The organism is Mesorhizobium sp. EU05-FHT14A09, assembly GCF_058790995.1.
Window position 1 is genome coordinate 358,734 of sequence record NZ_JBYTDF010000001.1, and the last position, 24,369, is coordinate 383,102.

The 24,369-nt window shown below is 62.5% G+C and carries 2 protein-coding genes; one reads left to right on the forward strand and one right to left on the reverse strand.

Going from position 1 to position 24,369, the window contains the following annotated elements:
* Positions 1 to 22 precede the first annotated feature (22 nt).
* Positions 23 to 22,951, forward strand: a complete 22,929-nt coding sequence (locus tag AC3WTO_RS01595; protein WP_492458927.1) for an Ig-like domain-containing protein — start codon at positions 23 to 25, stop codon at positions 22,949 to 22,951.
* Positions 22,952 to 23,271: 320 nt separating this feature from the next.
* Here the strand turns inward: AC3WTO_RS01595 and AC3WTO_RS01600 are convergent, their stop codons facing one another.
* Positions 23,272 to 24,339 carry a methyltransferase gene (locus AC3WTO_RS01600; RefSeq protein WP_492458928.1) on the reverse strand — a complete coding sequence of 356 codons (1,068 nt, stop codon included), beginning with the start codon at positions 24,337 to 24,339 and terminating at the stop codon, positions 23,272 to 23,274.
* Positions 24,340 to 24,369: the final 30 nt, after the last annotated feature.

The window sequence follows — 24,369 nt, forward strand, 5'->3', positions numbered from 1 at the left end:
TTGCGGCCCCGCGGGTGCGGCCATGAATGAACGTCCTCGTCATCCACGCTCCGGCAATGCCGTCGATCCGGCCAATTCCCGCAAAACCTGGAACCGCCTTTCTTCGTCCCTCATGGAGCTTGAGCAGCGCATTGCCTTTGACGCGGCGGGTGCTGCCACGGTCGAAAAGACGCAACAGGCCGATGCCGAACCGGCACCCGTCAGAGATCAGCAGGAAGGTGCCGCCGATACGGATCACGCCGCACTGGTGGAAGCGCTGAAACAACCGGTGGATGTGAGCGGCGAAACGCAGCCGCAGGACCCACCACAGGCGGATCATCCCACCCAGGTCGTCTTCATCGACAGCTCGGTCCCCGACTACGAAAAGCTTCTGAGCAAAATTGAAGGCGACTACGAGGTCGTCGTGCTTGATGCCGGTCAGGATGGTGTCGAGCAGATGGCCAATGTCCTGAAGGACATGAAGGACGTCGAGGCCATCCATATCATTTCGCATGGCAGCCAGGGCAGTCTGAGCCTCGGGTCGGCGACGGTTACGGCCAACTCCATGATGGGGGAATATGCGGACGAGTTCCGTGGCCTGCGTTCGTCGTTGAGCGCCGATGCCGATATCCTGATCTATGGCTGCGATTTCGCGGAAGGCGAAAGCGGGGCACTTGCCGCGGACATGATGGGCCGCCTCACCGGCGCCGATATCGCAGCATCCGACGATCGCACCGGCGCGGCCGCGCTTGGCGGCGACTGGGACCTGGAGTATCGCTTCGGCGATGTTACTACCGATCTGGCGGTGAACCGGGAAACGCAGGAGCACTTCGCCGACCTGCTGACGGCACCGGCGTCGAATGGCGACGGCGCCCTGCTGATCTCGGTCGGCAAGACCATCTACAGCGTCGATGTGCTGACTGGCAAAGCCACCGCACTCACCACCGTTCCGGCCACGGTCGGCGGCATAACCATCAGCGCCACCATCAATTCGCTGGCCGTCGATCAGGCCAATGGCTTGATCTACTACACCGACAGCGATGGCGTGACCGGCAATCGCGCCCTGTTTGCGTATGATTTCATCAACAACACCCACATCGTCATCGACAGCAACCTTACCGACAACGGGGCCGGCGCAAGCATCACGGTCGGTACGACGGGCGTGGGCAGCGGTGCCGCGGCATTCCACAACGGGGCCCTCTATCTCGGCATTGAGAACATCACCGGCACCAACGACCAGATTTTCAAGATCACCTTCACCAACAATGGCCGTACGGTCGGCACGGCGGCTGCTTTCGGCGCACAGATAACGGCGACGAATGACTGGGGCGATTTCGCCATCGATGCCGCCAACAACCAGCTGTTGAGCATCTCCGGGACGACGGTCACACGATACAGCCTGACCGATGGCTCGATCCCGGGGAGCTACACCATCAGTGTCAGCGGCGCCCAGGGCGGCGGCGATCTCAACGGCAATACCTACCTGGTTGGCAACGTCATCCAGCGCATCAATCCGCTGACCGGTGCATCGGTAGGCTCTGCTGTCACGGTCACCACCAACGGTACGACGGCGTTGACGGGAGCAAGCGACGCCACGACGTGGACTCCCGCGACTGGCTCCGTCGGCGACAAGATCTTCGACGACAACAACTCCAATGGTACTTTCGACGCGGGAGATGTCGGCCTCGGCAACGTGACCGTGCAGTTGATTGACGACATCGACGGCGACGGGGTGATCGATGCGGGCGAGCGGGTGCTGGCCACCGATACCACTGACGCCAACGGCAATTATCTCTTCACCAATGTCTTGCCGGGGCAATACATTGTCCGGGTCACCGACGCCAACGGCGTCATCAACTCCGCACCATCGACAACCGGCGGCCTGACCAGGACCGCCAGCCTGGCGCTTATCGGCGCCAGCTCCCTGGCCGCGGATTTCGGTTTTGCCATTGCTGCCCCGATCGTGGACCTGAATTCGGGCCTGACCACATCCGATATCATCACCAATGGCGGATTCTCCGGAACCACCGGCTGGGTGGTCGGCGGCACCGGTGGAACAACCGCCAACGGTTTCGCCTGGTCGACGGACAACAGTACAGGAACCTTGACTCAATCCGGGATCAGCGGCTGGAATCAGGGACAGGCGCCCTCCGGTTCCGCACAGCTGGTCTTCGATTTCGGCTGGAACAACGGCAATCCCGATACGAGTTCCGTGGCGACGCTTGAGATTTCCGTTGGCGGCGTGATCTACGCACGCATAACCTCGGGTGCATCGGGGGCGGCCAACGCCACGATTGCCTATCTGAACGGAGCGACGGGCAGTCCGGCAACGGTCGCGGCGACGACCTTCGGATCCTGGACGACGGTACCCATCACCATCAACCTGCCCACCACAGTTTCAGCCACCGGTGATCTGCAGTTTTCGTACAATTCCGGCGGCAATATCCTGATACCCGGCCGTGACGACTTCTTCATCGACAATGTCCGCGCACTGACTTTGGTCGACGCAACGGCCGGCGTCGATTTCTCGACGTCCTATACCGAGAACGGGGGCGCCGTATCGATCTCCGATACCGACAACACCGTCCGCGATTCCGACAGCGCCAACATGCGCTCGGCAACGATCGTGCTGACCAACGCCTTCGCCGGCGACATGCTCAATGTCGGTTCCTTGCCGGCGGGTATCAGCGCCGTTACGGATACGTCGGTGGCCGGGCAGATCACCATCCGCTTGACCGGCATCGCGACCAAGGCGGACTACGCCACCGCCATCCGCGCGATCACCTTCTCGAATACCGGCGACAACCCGTCGACCACCAACCGCATCGTCAATGTCACCGTCAATGACGGGTCGCAGAACTCTGCAGTGGCCACGACCACCATCGCGGTCGTGGCCGTCAACGACGCGCCGGTGAACAGCCTTCCCGCTTCCGGCTGGACCACCAACGAAGACACGAGCGTTGCGCTGAATGGTCTGTCGATTGCAGACCCGGATGTCGGTAGCGGCATCATGACCGTCTCCCTGTCCGTCGGTTCCGGCACGCTGGCGGCAACGTCCGCCGGTGGGGTGACGGTGACAGGGTCTGGAACCGGAACAATCGTGCTCTCCGGCACGCTGGCCAACATCAATGCTTATCTCGCTGCGAGTTCCGCCCCGGTCTACACACCGATCGCCAACGCCAATGGTCCTGTTACGCTGACCATGGTCACCAATGACGGCGGCGGCAGTGGCACCGGCGGCGCACTCACCGATACCGATGTCCGCACCATTTCGATAACGCCCATCAACGACGCACCGACGATCGACCTCAATGGCGATCCCGCCGTGAGCGTCCCGGTGTCGAATGGCGGCGCCTTCTCGCAGCCAAGCGTCGATGCCGGCGCCGAGCGCACCAACACGCTGACTTTCACCGTGGCCGGCAATCAGCTTGCCGACCAGACCCGCGCTGTCGTGGCGCTGACGACGGTGGACGACGCATTCCGGATCATCATCAACGGCCGTGCCATCACCTCAGGCATCATAGGCGTCGATGCCGGCAATGCCGCCGCCACGCGCCTGACATTCGCCGATGGCAGCTCCGTTGTGAGCGGCTGGGTGGCCAATTCGAATGGCTTGCCGCGTGTCGAGGTACGGATCACCGAGGCGGGGATCGAGTTCTGGGGGACACGCTCGTCCACGTCGACGGTTCTGGAGCAACTGTTCTATCCGACCGGTACGGGCGGACTGCTTGCGCTTCCGGATTTCATTGCCGGGACGAATACGATCGTCATCGCCAATCCCGATGGCAGCGGACCTGAATCGATCAGCGGCGTCGTCAGCGTGACGACGCAGGATGTCGATTTTTCCTCCACCTACACCGAGGGCGGGGCAGGAGCCGCAATCGCCGACATCGACCGTGTCGTAGGCGACATCGACGATACCAACATGGAATCGGCATCGATCGTCATCAGCAATGGCAGGGCCGGCGATCTCCTTTCTCTGACCGGCGGCTTGCCTACCGGGATAACGGCGAGCTGGAACGCAGCAACCTTCACGCTCACCCTGACGGGAACAGCCAGCAAGGCTGCCTATGAGACGGCCATCGGCCAGATCCGCTATTCGTCGACATCGGACAATCCCACATTGGGTGGCACCGCCACGTCGAGAACCATCAACGTCACCGTCAATGACGGCGACATCAATTCGAATACGGCGGTCGCCACGATTGCCATCACCGCGGTCAATGACGCGCCGGTCAACACGGTGCCCGCCGGTGGCTGGACGACGAACGAGGACACAAGCGTCACACTGACCGGGCTGGCCGTGACCGACCTCGACGCCAATGGCGGCACAATCACCGTCACGCTTTCGGTTGGGGCCGGTACCTTGAATGCCCTGGCCGGGGGTGGGGTAGGTGTCGCCGGTTCCGGTACGGCGACCCTGACGCTGACAGGTACGCTCGCGGCCATCAATGCCTATCTGGGATCAGCGTCCGCACCTGTCTACGTGCCGGTTGCCGATGCCAATGGCCCGGTCACGCTGACTATGACCACCAATGACGGCGGCAACACCGGAACCGGCGGGGCGCTGACCGATGTCGATACCGCCACGATCACCATCGTTCCGGTCAATGACGCCCCGGTGCTCGATCTCGATGCCTCAGGTGCGGGAACGGGGTTCTCGACCACCTACACCGAGAACGGCGTCGGCGTTGCGATTGCCGATACCGATAGCCTGATCACCGATATCGACAGCGCCAACATGACGTCGGCGATGGTGATCATCGCCAACGGACAGGCCGGCGACGTGCTTTCGATCGCGGGCACACTCCCTGCAGGCATCACGGCAAACTGGAATCCCGCGACCTTCACCTTGACCCTGACCGGCGCCGCCACCAAGGCCGCTTACGAAACAGCGCTGGAACAGGTGCGCTACGCGTCGACCTCGGAGAACCCTTCGACAACGCCGCGCACCATCAACGTCACCGTCAATGACGGCGTCGCCAGTTCGAATACCGCGGTTGCGACTGTCAATGTCATCGCGGTCAACGATGCGCCGGTGAATACGGTTCCTGGACCTGCAAGCGTTGCTGAAGATGTGCTGACCGCAATTTCCGGCATTTCGGTTGCCGATGTCGACAATGGCACGGTCACAGTCACTCTATCGGTTGCCAACGGCACGCTCTCGCCCTCGGTCATCGCCGGAACCGTCACCGGCAACAACACGGCCACCATCACGATCTCCGGAACGGTGGCCCAGGTGAACAGCGTGCTCGCTTCGCTGCGCTATCAGGGCAACGCGGACTACAATGGCAGCGATACGCTGACAGTCTCAACCTCCGACGGCGCACTGAGCGATGTCGACACGGTTGCAATCACCGTGACGCCGGTCGCCGATATCGTTGCCGACAATGTCGCGACGAACGAAGATACGCCGATCAGCTTCAACGCCATAACCGGCACGAATGGTGCTTCGGCGGACAATTTCGAGAATGCCGGACGCGCGATCACCGCAGTGACGCAGCCGCCTGCCGGGCAGGGCTCCGTCATCTTCAACGCCGACGGCACCATCACCTACACGCCGGCGGCGAATTTCAACGGCACCACGTCTTTCACCTACACGGTGACCTCCGGCGGGGTTACGGAAACCGCCACCGTTACGGTGACCGTAAATGCCGTCAACGATGCGCCGGTCAACACCTTGCCGGCATCAGGTTGGGCAACGAACGAAGACACTGCGGTCGCGCTCACCGGCCTCTCCGTTGCCGATCCGGATGCCGCTGCCGGCACCATCACGGTCAGGCTCGACGTCGCCTCCGGCACGTTGGCCGCTTCCGCCGGAGGTGGCGTCGCCATATCCGGTTCGGGCAGTGGCTCACTGACACTCACCGGCACGCTGGCGGACATCAATGCCTACCTGGCCTCGGCTGCCGCTCCGATATTCACGCCGACCGCCAACGCGAATGGCCCCGTAACCTTGACGATGACCACCAATGATGGCGGCAACACGGGTTCTGGCGGCGCACTGACCGACATCGACACGCGCACGATCACCGTCGCTGCCGTCAACGACGCACCGGTCAACACCATGCCGGCAAGCTATGTCACGAACGAGGATACCGCCCTCGGCCTGATCGGCTTGCAGATTGCCGATGTCGATGCTGCGAGCGGGACCATGACCGTGGTTCTGACGGTCTCTTCAGGCAGCCTTGCGGCAACCGCCGGTGGCAGCGTGACGGTGGCGGGTTCCGGAACGTCGTCGATCACTTTGACGGGCACGCTGGCCAACATCAATGCGTTCCTGGCTGGCGCGTCGCGTCCCACGTTCATCCCTGCCGCGGATTTCAACGGCCCGGTCTCACTGACGATGACGACCAGCGACGGCGGCAACACCGGCGCGGGCGGCGTGCTGAGCGCCACCGATAGCCGCACGATCACGGTCAATCCGGTCAACGATGCGCCGGTCCTGGATCTCGATGCGTCCGGTGCGGGCACCGGCTATTCGACCAGCTATACCGAAAATGGCGCCGGTGTTGCGATCGTCGACACCGACCGCCTGATCACCGACATCGACAGCGCCAACATGGCATCGGCAACGATCGTCATTGCCAACGGCCAACTGGGCGATGTCCTGTCCGTTGCGGGCGCATTACCGGCAGGTATCACCGCGACATGGAATCCGGCGACATTTACATTGACCTTGACCGGGCTCGCCAGCAAGGTCGCGTACGAGACAGCGCTCGAGCAGGTGCGCTATTCGTCGACATCGGATGATCCCTCGACCGTCAATCGCACGATCAATGTGGTCGTTAACGATGGAAGCGCCGACTCCAATCTCGCTGTCGCGACTGTTTCGGTGACAGCCGTCAATGATGCGCCTGTCAACACGCTGCCCGCGACCGGCTGGACCGTAGACGAAGACACTGTGCTGCCTCTTACCGGTCTGTCGGTGAGTGATCCGGACGCAGGCTCCGGCGTCATCACGGTTACGCTCAGCGTTGGCTCCGGAACGCTGACCGCCGTCAGTGCCGGCGGTGTTGCCGTGACAGGGGCCGGCAGTAGCTCGATCACGCTTTCCGGTACGCTCGCGTCGATCAATGCCTATCTGGCTTCGGCGTCGAGGCCGTCCTATTCGCCGGTCGCCGATTTCAATGGCCCGGTCACACTGACGATGACGACCAGCGACGGTTCGTTGAGCGATACCGATACGCGCACGATCACCGTGGCTCCGATCGTGGACATAGCCAATGATACGGCCACCACGAACGAAGATTCGGCCGTCACGATCAACGTGAACGCCAACGACAGCTTCGAAAATTCCGGCCATGCCATCACCGCGATCAATGGCACGTCGATCGTGACCAATGGCGTCGTGGCCGTTGCCAACGGCACCGTCAGGCTGAACGCCGATGGCACACTGACCTTCACGCCGGCCACCGATTACAACGGCGCTGCAAGTTTCACCTACACGGTCGCGTCCGGCGGCGTGACGGAAACGGCAACGGTCAACGTCACGGTAACCGCGGTCAATGATGCGCCGGTCAATACCGTGCCTGGAGCGCAGACGATTGCCGAGGATACGCCGTTGGCTGTCGGTGGCGTGACCGTGAACGATGTCGATGGCGGTACGCTGACCACCACGTTGACGGTCACCAACGGCACGCTCTCCGTTGCAGCCAGCGGCGCGACGATTGGCGGAAATGGCACCGCGACCGTCACCATTTCGGGTACCGCGGCCCAGATCAACGCGGCGCTGGCCGGTCTCGTCTACAATGCAATGGCCGACTATTACGGACCGGCGCAACTGACCGTGCAGACTTCGGACGGAGCGCTCTCCGACACGGATTTCGTGGCCATCACGGTCACGCCCGTGGCCGATATCGTTGCCGATTCCGTGACGACGAACGAGGATACGCCGATCAGCTTCAACGTGCTGACCGGCACCAACGGCGCCTCGGCTGACAATTTCGAGAACGCTGGCCGCGTCGTTTCCGCCGTCACCCAGCCACCTGCAGGGCAAGGCACGGTGACGTTCAATGCGAACGGCACCATCACCTACACGCCGGCAGCCGACTTCAACGGCACCACCAGCTTCACATATACCGTCACCTCGGGCGGCGTGACCGAAACGACGACGGTGACGGTGACGGTCAATCCCGTCAACGACGCACCCGTCAACACCGTGCCGGGTGCGCAATCCACGGCCGAAGACACCACACTCGTGTTTGCTTCCGCCACGGGCAACGCCATCACCGTCGGCGATGTCGACGGGAACGTCATGACGGTGACGGTCACGGTCACCAACGGCACTTTCTCGCTCTCCGGCACCACAGGGCTGACATTCAGTGCCGGCGATGGCACGGCCGACCAGACGATGACATTTTCCGGTACGGCGGCGGCGATCAACGCCGCGCTTGCCGGCGCTGGCTACGCTCCGACCGCCGATTACAACGGGCCCGCGCTGCTCACCATACAGACATCCGATGGCGCGCTCTCCGACACCGATACGATTGCGATCTCGATCTCACCTGTGGCGGACATCACCAACGACACGGCATCGACCGCGGAGGATACGCCGGTCACGATCTCCGTGCTTGCCAATGACAGTTTCGAGAATCCCGGCAGAACCATTTCTGCGGTCAACGGCATTGCCGTGACGCCGGGCGGGCCGGCGGTCGCGGTGGCGAATGGCACGGTGGCCCTGAATGCCGCCGGGCAGCTGATCTTCACACCGACGACGGATTTCAACGGCAATGCCAGCTTCACCTATACGGTCTCGTCCGGCGGTGTGACGGAAACCGCAACGGTCAACGTTGCCGTGGCCTCGGTCAACACACCGCCCATCAACACCTTGCCTTCGGCTTTCAACACGCTGGAAGACACGTCCGTTGCGCTGGCCGGTTTGCAGGTAGCCGATGCTGATGCCGGCAGCGGCACCATTTCCGTTACCCTGTCCGTCGACGCAGGCACCCTGTCCGCCGCCACGGCGGCCGGCGTCACCATCAACGGATCTGGCACTGCAACGATCACGCTTTCCGGCACGCTGGCAGACATCAATGCCTATCTCGCCGGCGCGACGCGCCCCAGTTTCACGCCTGCCGCCAACGCGACCGCCAATGTGACGCTGACCATGACGACCAGCGACAATGGCAATACGGGTGGTCCGGCGCTTGTCGACATCGACACCGCGACCATTACGATCACTCCGGTGAACGATGCGCCTTCCGGTGCCGATCGCACCGCGACGATCGCGGAGGACACCACCTATACCTTCACCACGGCCGATTTCGGGTTTTCCGATCCGAGCGACAACCCGGCCAATGCTCTTGCCGCGATCGTCATCACCAGCATCCCGGCCAATGGCGTGCTTTCGCTGGGCGGAACTCCGGTCTTGGCGGGACAGGTCATCACGGCGGCCAACATCGCGAACCTGACCTGGACGCCGGCTGCCGATGCGAACGGGACGGCGCTAGCCTCCTTCACATTCCAGGTGCGCGACAATGGCGGCACGGCGAATGGCGGGCAAGATACCGATCCGACGCCGAACACTTTCACCTTCAACGTCACCGCCGTGAACGACGCCCCGATCAACACGCTGCCGGCATCGTTCGGGGTCAACGAGGATACCGCGCTTGTCTTGACCGGCTTGCGGGTGAGTGACGTCGACGCCGGCGCAGGCCCCGTCACCATCACTTTGGGGGTGAGCTCCGGCACCTTGTCCGCTTTGTCCGGCGCTGGTGTCAGCGTCACCGGATCCGGCAGCGGCACGATCGTGCTTACCGGCACGATCACCGATCTCAATGCCTATCTCGCTTCGGCGTCGCGGCCGACGTTCAATCCGTCCGCGAATTTCAACGGCCCGGTCACGCTCACGATGACGACCAGCGATGGTGGCAATACCGGTTCAGGCGGCGTGCTGACCGATACCGATACCGCTGTCATCACCGTGGCGCCGGTCAATGACGCACCGGTGGGATCGAACACAGCGTTCATTACCAATGAGGATACGCCCTTCAACGGCACCTTGCCGACCGCGACGGATGTCGACGGTGATCCCTTGACCTATGGCGCGGGCGCAACCGCGCCGGCGCATGGCACCGTGATCATCAACGCCAACGGCACCTATACCTACACGCCGGCGGCCAATTTCAGCGGCTCCGACACCTTCACCTACACCGTCACGGATGGCACGGCGACGGTCGAGTATACGGTGACGGTGACGGTCAATCCCGTCAACGATGCACCTGTGGCGGTCGGCGACACCGCGCAGACCAATGCCAACACGCCGGCCAACGTCAATGTGTTGGCCAACGACACCGACGTGGATGGTGACGTCCTGGCGGTTTCGCAGGTGAATGGTTCCTCAGTCAACATCGGAACGGCCGTGGCCGGTTCCAACGGCGGGACCTTCACCATCGGCGCGGATGGTGTCGCCGTCTTCAATCCAGGCGGCGCGTTCGCCGATCTGGCCGCCGGCCAGACGCGGACGACCTCCATCACCTATCAGGCCTCTGATGGCCATGGCGGCTTCTCGACGGCAACGCTGACGATCACGGTCATCGGAACCGACGACGCTCCGGTTTCGACGCCGATCGCCAACCAGACGTCCAGCGATGCGCAGACAATCAGCTTCAACGTCGGCGGTAATTTCAGCGATCCGGATGCCGGCGACATGCTGACATTCACCGCCACAGGCCTGCCTGCCGGGCTCACGATCAATGCCGCGACCGGCGTCATCTCTGGAGCCATCGATCGCAGTGCGAGTGTGACCGGGCCTTACTCGGTGACGGTTGTCGCTACCGACAGCAGCGGGCTGCAAGCCAGCCGCACATTCACCTGGACGGTGCTCAATCCGGCTCCCGTCGCGCGCAACGATGCAGTTACGACAACCGAAAACAGCACCGTGAGCGGTTCGGTGTTCGTCGACAATGGCAGCGGCGCTGACAGCGATCCTGATGGTGATCCGATCACGGTCGCGGCAGTCAATGGCAGTGCCGCGGGCGTCGGGGCCGGGGTTGCTGGTTCCAGCGGCGGTACCTTCACCATCAATGCCGACGGCAGCTACAGCTTTGTGCCCGGAACCAGTTTCGACGATCTCGCTGCCGGTCAGACGCGGACCACCTCCATAAGCTACACCATCTCGGACGGGCAGGGCGGTACCTCGACCGCCACGGTCGTGGTCACTGTCACCGGGCAGAACGATGCGCCGGTGGCCGTCAACGATACGTTCGCGACCAATGAGGACACACCTGTCACATTCGATGTTCGCAGCAACGACAGCGACGTCGATGGCGGTACGATCACGGTTACGCAGATCAATGGACAGAACATCGCGTCGGGCGGCTCTGTTGCAGTGACCGACGGCACGGTGACGCTGAATGGCGACGGTACGCTGACCTTCACGCCGGCGCCCGACTTCAACGGTTCACCGTCCTTCACCTACACCATTTCGGATGGACAGGGCGGCACCGCCACCGGGACCGTCAACGGCACGGTCAATCCAGTCCAGGATCCGCCGGTGGCGGCTAACGATACATTCGCCACGGATGAGGATACCGCTGCGACCTTTGATGTCCGTGGCAACGACAGCGATCCAGACGGCGACGCGCTTTCGGTCACGCAGATCAACGGCATGAACATCGTGCCCGGCAGTTCTGTAACCGTCACGGGCGGTACAGTAACGCTGAACGCAGACGGCACCTTGACCTTCACGCCGGCTGCGAATTTCAACGGCTCGCCGTCCTTTACCTACACGATTTCCGATGGCCATGGCGGCACCGCCACGGCGACCGTCAACGGCACGGTCAATCCTGTCCAGGATCCGCCCGTCGCCGTGAACGATGCTTTCACGACCAATGAGGACACGGCGGTCACCTTCGATGTCCGTGGCAACGACAGCGATCCTGACGGCGATGCGCTTTCGGTCACGCAGATCAATGGCACGAACATCGTGCCCGGCGGCTCGGTAGCCGTGACGGGTGGCACGGTGACGTTGAATGCAAACGGCACGCTGACCTTCACCCCGACGCCGAATTTCAACGGCTCGCCATCCTTTGCCTACACGATCTCGGACGGGCAGGGCGGTAGTGCCACCGCCACCGTCAACGGAACAGTCGTGGCGGTCAACGATGCACCGGTGGCCAATGACGATACGTTCACGACGGACGAAGATACGGCGACCGTCTTCGATGTCAGGACGAATGACACTGATGTCGAGGCCGACTCGCTTTCGGTTACCCAGATCAACGGCCAGAACATCGCCGTGGGCAGTTCGGTGGCGGTTGCCGGCGGCACCGTCTCACTGGGCGCCGACGGACGCCTGACCTTCACGCCAACCGCCGATTTCCACGGTTCCCCGTCCTTCACCTACACGATCTCGGATGGGCATGGAGGTACCGCCACCGCGACCGTGACGGGCACCGTCAATCCAACCAACGATGCGCCGGTAGCGGTGGCCGACAGCTTTACGACGAACGAAGACACGCCTGTCACCATCAATGTGCGCGCCAACGACAGCGATATCGATGGCGACACGATCACGATCACCCACATCAACGGCACGGCCATTCCGGTTGGCGCGTCGGTCTCCATTACGGGCGGCAGCGTCATGCTCAACGCCGATGGAACGCTGACATTCGCGCCGAATGCGAATTTCAACGGCAATCCGAGCTTCACCTACACAATCTCCGACGGCAATGGCGGCTCGGCAACCGCCACGGTCAGCGGAACGGTCGTGGCGGTGAACGACGCTCCGGTCTCTTCCGACACGACGGTCACCACACCGGAAGACGGCACGCTCAATGGCACCTTGCCACCGGCAAGCGATGTCGACGGCGATCCCGTCACCTATGCGGCCGGGTCGACCACGCCGGCACATGGCACGGTCACCATCAACGCGAACGGCACTTACTCCTATGTGCCGGCTCCAAACTTCAACGGCCCCGACAGCTTCAGTTTCATTGTCAGTGATGGCAAGGGCGGCACCAACGAATATACGGTGACGGTCAACGTCACGCCGCAGAACGACGCGCCTGTCGGCACTCCGATTCCCAACCGCTCCAGCCAGGACGGCGCGGCGGTCAATGTCAGTGTTGCCGGATTCTTCAGCGACATCGATGGCGACACGCTCAGCTTCAGTCAGGCTGGCTTGCCAGCGGGATTGAGCATCAGCGCCAACGGCGTCATTTCCGGTACCATCGACCGCCAGGCCAGCCAGGGCGGGCCTGGTGCAAACGGTGTCTACACCGTCACGATCACCGCGAACGACGGTCATGGTGGCATCGCCAGCCAGACCTTCACCTTCACGATCGGCAATCCACCGCCGGTTGCGGTCAATGACGCGGCCGTCACCAACGAGGACTCACCGGTCACCATCAACGTCCTGGACGGTTCCGCCAGCGGCGGCACGCCCGATAGCGATCCCGATGGAGATCCACTGACGGTGACATCGGCCAGCGCGGCGAACGGCGCGGTCACAATCGGGGCGAATGGTCAGATCACCTATGTGCCGAACAGCAATTTCAACGGCACCGACATCATCACCTACACCATCTCCGACGGGAATGGCGGTACCGCCACTGCAACGGTCACGGTTACTATCAATCCGGTCAACGACGCGCCGTCGGGCACGCCGATCGCCGATCGGACGCGCAATGACGGCGATACGGATTCCATCAACGCATCGGCGTTCTTTACCGATTTCGATGGGGACACCCTGGCTTATTCTGTCACCGGATTGCCGGCTGGCCTTACCATCGATGCCGCGACCGGGGTGATCTCCGGAACCATTGCACACGATGCCTCCGGCACGACCGGAGAACGTGTCTATACCGTCACTGTGAGCGCCAGTGATGGCCGTGGCGGCACGACGCCGATTACGTTCCGATATACCGTCCTCAATATTCCACCGGTGGCCGAGAACGATACGGCGACGACCACCGAGGATACGCCGGTCGATATCCCGATACTTGCCAACGACAGCGACCCCGACGGCGATGATGCCGAAGTGATCCGCGTCAACAATATCGTTCTGACGGTCGGCGGGCCTGCGGTCGCCACAAGCAACGGCACCGTGCGGCTCATCGTCGACGGGACGGGGCAGCAGCTTCTGCGCTTCACGCCGAACGCGAACTATAACGGGCAGGAATCCTTCACGTATACGATCGACGACGGCAATGGCGGGGTCGACACGGCAACAGTTACCGTGACGGTGGTCGCCGAAAACGACAATCCGGTCATCACCAAGCCGATCCCTGACCGGGTGCGAGCGGACGGACAGGCTTTCACCTACGACACCAGCGATTTCTTCAACGATCCCGACGGCGACCCGCTGAATTATGTGATCACGGGTTTGCCGGCCGGTCTTACCTACGATCCGGTGACCGGTGTGATCTCCGGCACGATCGATCACAATGCCAGCCAGGGTGGGGTTGGCGGCGTCTACAAGGTCACCATCACCGCCTATGACAGGTCGGGCGGTACAGGCCTTTCGGTTGCCCAGAGCTTCGATCTCACGGTAACCAACCCGCGTCCGAATGCGGTCAATGACACAGTGACCGTCAATGAAGACACCACGGCGACGTTCAATGTCCTGACCGGAGCAGGCACGACCAGCGGCGCCGCCGGAGCCGACACGGATTCCGATGGCGACACACTCACCGTCACCGCCGCGAGTGCCGGCAACGGCACCGTGACCATCGGTGCCAATGGCGAACTGACCTACACGCCGAAAGCCAATTTCAACGGCACGGACACGATCATCTACACGATCTCGGACGGCCAGGGCGGCATATCGACCGCGACGGTCACGATCACGGTCAACGCCGTGAACGATGCACCCACGGCAAACCCCATTCCCGCGCAGATCGACAGCGATTCACAGAATGTCAGCCTGGATGTCAGCGGCTACTTTGATGATGTCGACGGCGACACGCTGACCTTCAGCGCCTCCGGTCTGCCGGCAGGGCTGTCGATCGATACAGGCACCGGCGTCATCACCGGTACTTTGCCCGCGGACGCTTCGAGCAATTCCCCTTACGTGATAACCGTCACGGTATCTGACGGGCATGGCGGCAGCGTGCAGCAGACGATCACATGGCTGATCACGAACCTGCCGCCCAAGGCACTCAGCGATACGCTCACTGTTTCTGAGAACGCCCCGGGAAGCGGCAATGCGCTTGCCAACGATCGCGATCCGGATGGCGATGCCATCGCCGTCGATCAGGTGAACGGAAACCCGTTGGCCGTCGGCCAGCCGGTTACAGGCTCGAACGGTGGCACGTTCGTGATCAATGCCGACGGCACCTACACCTTCGATCCCGGGACGGCGTTCGACGATCTGCAGCTCGGCGAAACGCGCACCACAACCATCACCTATCGCATCACCGACACGGATGGCGACAGCGACACGGCGACGATCACGGTGACTGTCAATGGCGTCAACGACGCCCCCGTTGTCGATGCCATCCCCAGCTATACACGCGCCGATGGCCAGTCGATGACCAGCAATCCGCTGAATGTCTCGGCCTTCTTCCATGACGTGGAAAGCGATGCACTGGCGTTCAGCGCCACCGGGCTGCCACCCGGCCTCACGATGGATGCCGCGGGCAACATCACCGGTGTGATCACCAACAATGCTTCGGTAAGCGGGCCCTACACCGTCAGGGTGACGGCGAATGACGGCAACGGTGGCACAGTCATCCAGACCTTCACCTTCAACGTCACCAACCCAGCGCCAACGGCCGTCAATGATACGGCTTCCACGGCGGAAGATACGCCCATCGACAGCATCAACGTCATTGGAAACGACACCGATCCGGATGGCGACACGCTGTTTGTCGACCCGGCGTTCCCGCCCCGCGCCGGGCACGGAACCGTCTCGATCAACCCGGATGGAACGCTGCGCTACGTTCCGAACCCTGACTACAATGGCACCGACACGATCGTCTATCGTGTCAGCGATGGCCAGGGTGGGTTCAGCACAGGGGTCGTGACCGTCAGTGTCGGCGCTGAAAACGATCCGCCGCGCGTCACGCCCATTCCCGATATCCTGCGCAGCGACAGCGATACATTCAGCCTTAACGTCACCGGCAATTTCGTCGATCCGGAAGGCGACCCGCTCACCTACACGATCACCGGCCTGCCGCCGGGCCTGACCTACAATCCCGCGACCGGATTGATCTCCGGCAAGATTGCTGCGGATGCCTCCGGTCCGACCGGCCGGCATACCTATATCGTCACCGTTGCGGCAAGCGATGGCTTTGCAGGGGGCAGCACCTCGACGCAATTCGCCTTTGTCGTCGAAAACCTGGCGCCGGAAGCCAACAACGATACGGCGACAACGGCGGAAGATACGCCAGTCAACATTGCGGTCCTCGCCAATGATCGCGATCCGGACGGCGATTCCGGCGTGGTCATCAGCGTCAATGGCGTCGACCTGATTCTCAATGGGCCGTCGGTGCAGACGACGAACGGCTCGGTGCAGCTTGTGATGGACGGCAGCGCCATGGTGCTGCGGTTCACACCGAACCCAAATTACAACGGCACGGAGTCCTTCACCTACACGATCGACGACGGCAACAGCGGCGTCGATACTGCAACGGTAACCATCACTGTGACACCGGTGAACGACGCTCCGGTGGCAAGCACCATCCCGGACCTTTCCCGTCCGGATTCGTCGAGCGTCAGCCTCAACATATCCGGCTACTTCAGTGATGTGGACGGCGATGATCTCGACTATACCATCACCGGCCTGCCACCGGGCCTGACCTTTGATCCCGAGACCGGGCTCATCACGGGAACACTGACCGCAAACGCATCGCAAAACAGTCCCTATACCGTGACGGTCGTGGCGAACGACCGCGATGGCGGCAGTGGCCTGTCGGCAACGACGACCTTCAGCTTCACGGTGACGAACCCGGTGCCGGTGGCGAATGACGATACGGTCGTGACCAGTGAGGATACCGCTGTCACCTTCAATCCGATCACGGGTGCGGGAACGACAAGCGGCGGCAGCGGCGCGGATGTCGACCCCGACGGCGATCCTCTCGCCGTGACGCAGATCGATGGCCAGCCGATCGCGGTCAACGGGACCGTGTCGGTCACCAACGGAACAGTGCGGCTGAATGCCGACGGCACGCTGACCTTCACCCCGTCTGCCAATTTCAACGGCACGGCCGTGATCAACTACCGTGTCAGCGACGGCAATGGCGGCTTCGACGACGCGTCGATCTCCGTCACAGTGAACGCGGTCAATGATGTGCCCGCAATCGACCTGAATGCATCGACACCCGGTACCGGCCACAACGTCACCTATACCGAGGGCGACAGCCCGGTGGTGGTCGCCAATGGCGATGCGATTGCTGTCGATGTCGAAGACCAGATCGTGCGCCTCGACATCGTGCTTGCCGGTTTTGTCGACGGCAGTGCGGAACGCATCCATCTGAACGCATCCGTCGATCTGATCTATGGAACAGCCCGCAGCGGCACCATCAGCTTTGGCGGCACCAGCTTTGCCTTTACCTATGATGGCGCCGGCAGCCTGCATTTCGAGAATGCCGCCGGTGCGACCGTTCCCATGACGGGCAGTGCCGTGAGCGCTCTCGTGCGCGCACTGCAATACGACAACACCAGCGACAACCCGACGACCGGAGCGCGCACGCTGACCTTCACCGTCACCGACGCCGAAGGGGCGACGTCGGCAACGGCGGTGGCGACAATCGCGGTCGCACCTGTGAACGACAATCCGGTCGCTGTCGATGACACCGCGACCACCGGCGAGAACACGCCGCTGGCCGGCGCTGTGCCGGGCGTGCTCGGCAATGACAGCGATCCCGAGGGAGACGCCTTGACGGTGACAGCCGTCAATGGCGGCGCGGTCGGCACCACGGTGGTTGGGTCGAATGGCGGCTCCTTCATCGTCAATGCCGACGGCAGCTACAGTTTCGATCCTTCGACGGCCTTCGATGATCTCCAGCTCGGGGAAACGCGTTCCACGACAGTGACCTACACGGTTTCGGATGGTCATGGCGGTACCGCGACCGCCACATTGACCGTGGTCGTGACAGGTGCGAACGACGCGCCGGTCGGCGCGAACGACACCATCACCACCGCCGAGGATGTTCCTTTCTCGGGCAGGCTGCCAGTCGCGACCGACGTCGATGGCGATACCTTGACCTATGCGGCTGCGACCCAGCCGGCGCATGGCACGGTCTCGATCGGCACCGACGGCACCTACATCTACACGCCGGCGCGCGACTACAATGGCCCTGACAGCTTCACCTATACCGTCTCCGACGGCACCACATCGGTGACCTACACCGTCTCCATCAATGTCACGCCAAGCCAGGATCCGCCGGTCGGACAGGATATTCCCGATGCCGCCTATACCGACGCTCAAGCGGTGTCGCTCAATGTTTCCGGCTATTTCACGGATATCGACGGCGACACGCTGACCTTCTCGCAAACAGGCCTGCCGGCTGGATTGTCGATCGACCCGACGACTGGCCTTATCACCGGCCAGGTGGCAAGCGATGCCTCGCAGATCGGCGGTGGTGTCTATTCGGTCCAGATCACCGCAAGGGATCCTGCCGGCAACACGGCGAGCGAGACTTTCACGATCACCATCACCAACCCGGCGCCGATCGCTCGCGACGACAGTGTCGCGACGACGGAAAACACGCCGCTATCCGGCTCGGTCTTTGCCAACAACGGCAATGGCGCGGACAGCGACCCGGATGGCGACACGATCGCGGTCAGCGCCGTCAACGGCCAGGCGGCGAATGTTGGCGGAGCCGTTACCGGCTCCACCGGAGGAACCTTCACCGTCAATGCCAACGGCACGTTCAACTTCGATCCCGGAACGGACTTCGACACGCTGAAACCCGGCGAGAACCGCACCACCAGCATCGTCTACACCATCTCGGACGGGCAGGGCGGAACGTCGACCGCGACCTTCACGGTGACGGTGCATGGCCAGAATGATGCGCCCGTCGGATCGAACACGTCCATCAGCACCCCGGAAGATACGCCTTTGAGCGGCACTCTGCCGGCGGCAACGGATGTCGATGGCGACACGCTGTCCTATGCCGTCGGGTCGCAGCCGGCGAACGGCACGGTGACGATCAATCCGAATGGCACCTACACCTATACGCCGAATGGCAATTACAACGGTCCGGACAGTTTCACCTACACCGTCACCGACGGTACCAGCGTGGTGACCTACACCGTTTCGGTGGCAGTAGGCCCGGTGAACGATGCTCCGGTCGCCCAGGACAACACCCACACGACTGCTGAAGACACCTCCGTCAGCGGGACCATCAGCTTCACCGACATAGACACCCCGACGGCGCAGATCACGGTCTCGCTGGAGACCGCTCCAACCAGCGGGACGGTAATCGTCAACGCTGACGGCTCCTATACCTATGCGCCGAATGCGAATTTCCATGGCACCGACAGTTTCGTGGTGCGTGTCGCCGATCCTGCGGGTGGTTTCGATCTGGCAACGGTGACGATCACTGTGACGCCGGCCAACGACAATCCGGTTGCTGTCGATGACGCGGGTGTGACGACGGAAAACGCGAGCACGTCCGGCAACGTCATCCTCGATCCCCCGGGCCGCGACAGCGATGTCGACGGCGACGCCCTGGTCGTGGTCGGGGTTGGCGCGCCGACGGGCGGTGTCGGATCTCCGGTTTCGGGCAGCAATGGCGGCGCGTTCGTGATCCAGCCTGACGGTTCGTTCCACTTCGAGCCAGGCGCGGATTTCGACAATCTGGCCGTCGGCCAGACACGGATCACCAGTGTTACCTACACGATCTCGGATGGCCAGGGCGGCACGGCCTCGGCCACGCTCACGATCACCGTGACCGGGACGAACGATGCACCGAATGCAACGACATTGCCGCCTCAATCGAACGCGGATGGCGCTACTGTCTCCATATCCCCCGGCTCAGCTTTCTCGGATATCGATGTCGGCGACGTGCTGACCTTCAATGTAACCGGGCTGCCGCAAGGCCTGATTTTCGATCCGGCCAATGGAACGATCAGCGGCATCATCGATCGCAATGCCTCCGGACCAACGGGCTCGCAGGACTACACCGTCACCGTCGCGGCGGATGACGGCCATGGCGGTACGGTGACGCGCAGCTTTGTCTGGACCATAACCAACCCAGGCCCGGATGCGGTCAACGACAATCTGAGCGTTGCCGAGGATGGCACTCTCACCGGATCCGTGCTCGCCAACAACGGCAATGGGCCAGACAGTGATCCGGATGGCGATCCTCTTTCGGTTTCACTGGTGACAGGGCCGGCGAACGGTACCCTTGTCCTCAATTCCGATGGAACCTTCACCTACAATCCAGGCGCCAACTTCAATGGCGTCGACAGCTTCGTCTATCGGGTCAGCGACGGCAATGGCGGGTTCGACACAGCGACGGTGACCATCACCGTCGCGCCGGTGAATGACAGTCCGGTTGCCGGTGATGACAGCTTTGCCATCAATGAGGACGGCTCCGTCGATATCGCCGTGCTCGGCAATGACAGCGACATCGATGGTGACCCGCTGACGGTTACCGAGATCAATGGACAGTCGATCGTCGTCGGCGGCGCCGTGGCGGTGAGCGGCGGCACCGTGACCCTCAACGCCGACGGCACGTTGCGCTTTACCGCCGATCCGGATTTCAACGGCGCGCCATCCTTCACCTACACCGTCTCGGATGGCACAGCGAGCGTCCAGGCGACGGTGCGGGGGACGGTGGGGGCAGTCAATGATGCTCCGATCAACACCTTGCCGCCGACATTCAACGGCACTGAGGATCAGCCGCTGGTCCTCACCGGCCTGTCGGTATCCGACGCCGATGCAGGCGGCGGAACGGTCCAGGTGACGCTTGCCGTGGATGCCGGTACATTGACCGCCAATTCAGGGGGCGGCGTCATAGTGGCAGGATCCGGCGGCGGATCCATCACCCTGTCGGGAACGCTTGCCGACATCAACGCCTACCTGGCCGGCGGCCTTGCCCCCGTCTACCATCCGGTGGCCAATTCGAATGCTTCGGTGACGTTGACGATGGTCACCAATGATCGCGGCAACAGCGGTACCGGCGGCGCTTTGTCCGATACCGACACCGCGACGATCCTGCTCCAGCCGGTCAACGATGCGCCGGTGGCCTCGGGCAATTCGCATGTCACGCCCGAAGACACCCCCGTTGCCGGCAGGATCGTCGCGTCCGACGTCGACGGTGATGCGCTGACCTTTGCGTTGGTCGGACAGCCTGCCAACGGCACCGTCGTGCTCAATGCGGACGGCACCTATGTCTATACGCCCAACGCTGATTTCAGCGGCAGTGAGATCTTCGAGGTTGTGATCGACGACGGCCATGGCGGCGCGACAACTGTTGCGGTGACAGTGACTGTCACACCGGTCAATGACAGCCCGGTCGGACGTGACACCACGATCACCGCGACGGAGGATCTGCCTGTATCGGGAACTCTGCCCTCGGCAACCGATCCGGAAGGCGATCCCTTGACCTATGGCCCGGGTTCGCAGCCCGCGCACGGTACGGTCATCGTCAATCCGGATGGGACCTACACCTATACGCCCAATCCGGACTACAACGGGTCCGACAGCTTCACCTACACGGTGAGCGACGGCACGAACACGGTGATCTATACTGTCTCGGTCAACGTCACGCCGGTCGACGACAGGCCTGTCGGCTCGGATGACAATGTCGCCACCGATGAAGATACGTCGGTCAATGGCAGGCTGCCGGTGGCGGTTGATCCCGACGGTGACCCGCTGACCTATGGTCTCGGGTCGCAGGCGGGACATGGTACCGTTACGGTCAATGCCGACGGAACCTACATTTACACCCCAAGCCCCAACTACAACGGACCTGACAGCTTTACCTACACGGTGAACGACGGCACCAGCACAGTGACTTACACCGTCCTCATCAATGTCAGGCCGATCAACGATGCGCCGGTTGGATCGGACGTCAGCGTTGACGTCGACGAGGGGACGTCTGTTTCCGGCAAGCTGCCCGCGGCGACCGACGTGGAAGGCGATCCGCTGACCTATGGTGCCGGTTCGCAGCCGGGACACGGCACTGTTACGGTCAATCCTGACGGTACCTACACCTACACGCCAAATCCCGGCTATGACGGGCCGGACAGTTTCACCTATACGGTGAGCGATGGCACGACCACGGTGGTCTACACCGTGACGATCAATGTGCGTGCATCGAACGCACCTTCAGAACTTGAGATCGACCCGCCGGTCGTTTTCCCGGAAAACCGGGAGGACGTTTCCGAGCCGACCCGGATTTCGGTCCAGGGGGAGATCCTGCGGTCGATCGGGAACCTCGGTGGCATTTCGGATCGCATCACGGCGGACGGTCCTGTCGACAGTGTCGTCAATGCCTTTGGCACGCTGAACGGCATCTCAGGCCTGCCGGCTGAGGGTGCTGTTGTTCATGTGGTCAGGCAGATCGGAGAATGGTCCGACAGCACGAAGCGGATCGATGACCTCACGGTCCAGCCGCTCCGGGGTGGTTCGAGCATCGATGTCGGCAGTGCGGGTGGCGAGCGCACATGGTTCAAGGTCGACGCACTCTTCGACCAGGGCTTCGTCTACATCCTCATTTCAGCGCGCGACGGTGGTGGAGCCGTCGAATTCCGCGTGACGCAGGCTGATGGCAAGGCACTGCCGGAATGGTTGAGCGTGACCAGTCGCGGTGTAACCATTGGTCATGCGCCTGCGGGCCTGCCGTTTATCGACCTGCGCGTGCAGGCCGTTGTCGAGGGCGGGGTCGTGGAGGACACGTTCCGGCTCGATCTGCTCACCGGAACGATCGTCGACCACACGGCGGACCGCAGGGCGGAGCTCGATAGCGGGTTTTTCTCGGAGCGGTTGGGGCGCGAACTCGATGGAGGCATCGAGGAGGCGAGTGTTCTCGCAAGGGCGCTGCGAAACTGGTCCGGCCTGGACGCAACCTGACGTCTCCGTCGCCTCAGGGCATGGAGACGGCGGATGGGAAAACGAAGGCATTCGCCTTCGGTAACCGACACCGAGTTCCAGTTGCGGCGGCTACATCTCGTCCCGGAAAATCCCATTTGGATGCGGGATAAACCATCCGTAGAAAGAGTTTTTCGTAAACCTCCGCCGCTGCGGATCGCGGGTTTGTTCGCGCGTCGGTTTGGGATCGCGTGTCTCTGCTGCTTTGCTTTCATCGGCCGGCTTGGGACGGCGCCTGCGGTAGAACGGTCTTGCCTGCCCTGCATGGCGAACACGAGCAAGGCCAGAGTTGTGGGGTGTTTTCATATCGCCCGCGCCTCGATGATGAAGACTGGAGCCGCGGTTGGTACAATCTTCGTCAGCTCGAAGCCATTCCGGCGCAGCAGCTGCGCGAACTCCTGTTCGGTGCGCTCGCCTCCCGATACGAACAACAACATCTCGATGTCGGTCAGGGTGGCGAGCTGTGCCGGTCTGCCCGGTTCGATCAACTGCTCGACCAGGATCAGCCGGTCGCCCGGTTTGAGCGCGTTGCGGCTGTTGGTCAGGATAACGCTTGCCTCTTCGTCGCCCCAGTCATGGATGATGAATTTCATGATGTGGATGTCGCCTTTGACCGGGATCGGCTCGAAGAAGCTGCCGCCCACGACCTTGCATCGTCCAGCGCTGATCGCAGCGGCAAGGCGAGAGTTGGCAAGCGCGCGTCCGGTCACTTCCGGAAGGTCGATCAGGACGCCATCGAGATGCGGATTGGCCTCCAGGATGGTTGAAAGCAGGACCCCCGCACCACCGCCGACGTCGACGATGGTGGCGGCCTTGGGAAATTCGAGTGCCGCAAGCACGGCAGGATTCCATCCGCCCGTGATGCTGGTCATGGCTGCGTCGAAGACGGCCCCAGCCTCCGGGTGGCGTCCGAGATATGCAAATACCGGGATGTCGAACAGCCGATCGAAGACAGGACCGCCGTTTTTTACGCAATCGACGATGCCGCCCCAGTTGCGCCAGTGCCAGTCCTCACCGTTGAGCGCGGCAAACCCATGCAGGGAGTTCGGCAGGTCAGAGCGCAGCAATTTCCCCATCGGCGTAAGATCGAAACACCTCTGGCTGTCCTCTTCGGTCAGGCCGAGGCCAGCCATGGCGCGCAGCAATCGATAGAGCGGCCGCTCGGCCGCGCCAATTGTTGCGGCGATTTCGCCGGCCGTCCTGGGACGGTCCGCCAGTACATCGGCGAGTTGCAGCTTGGCGGCCGCGTAGACGACCTGCGATGCCCAGGCCCCGGTGATCAGCTGGAGAAGCTGTTTTGTCGACTCCAGGACCGAAGGCGATGGCGTTGGCTGAAAATCATCCTGCAGGCGAACTTGCGCATGTGTCATGGTCGGCTCCGCTTGGCTGGTGTCGATGTT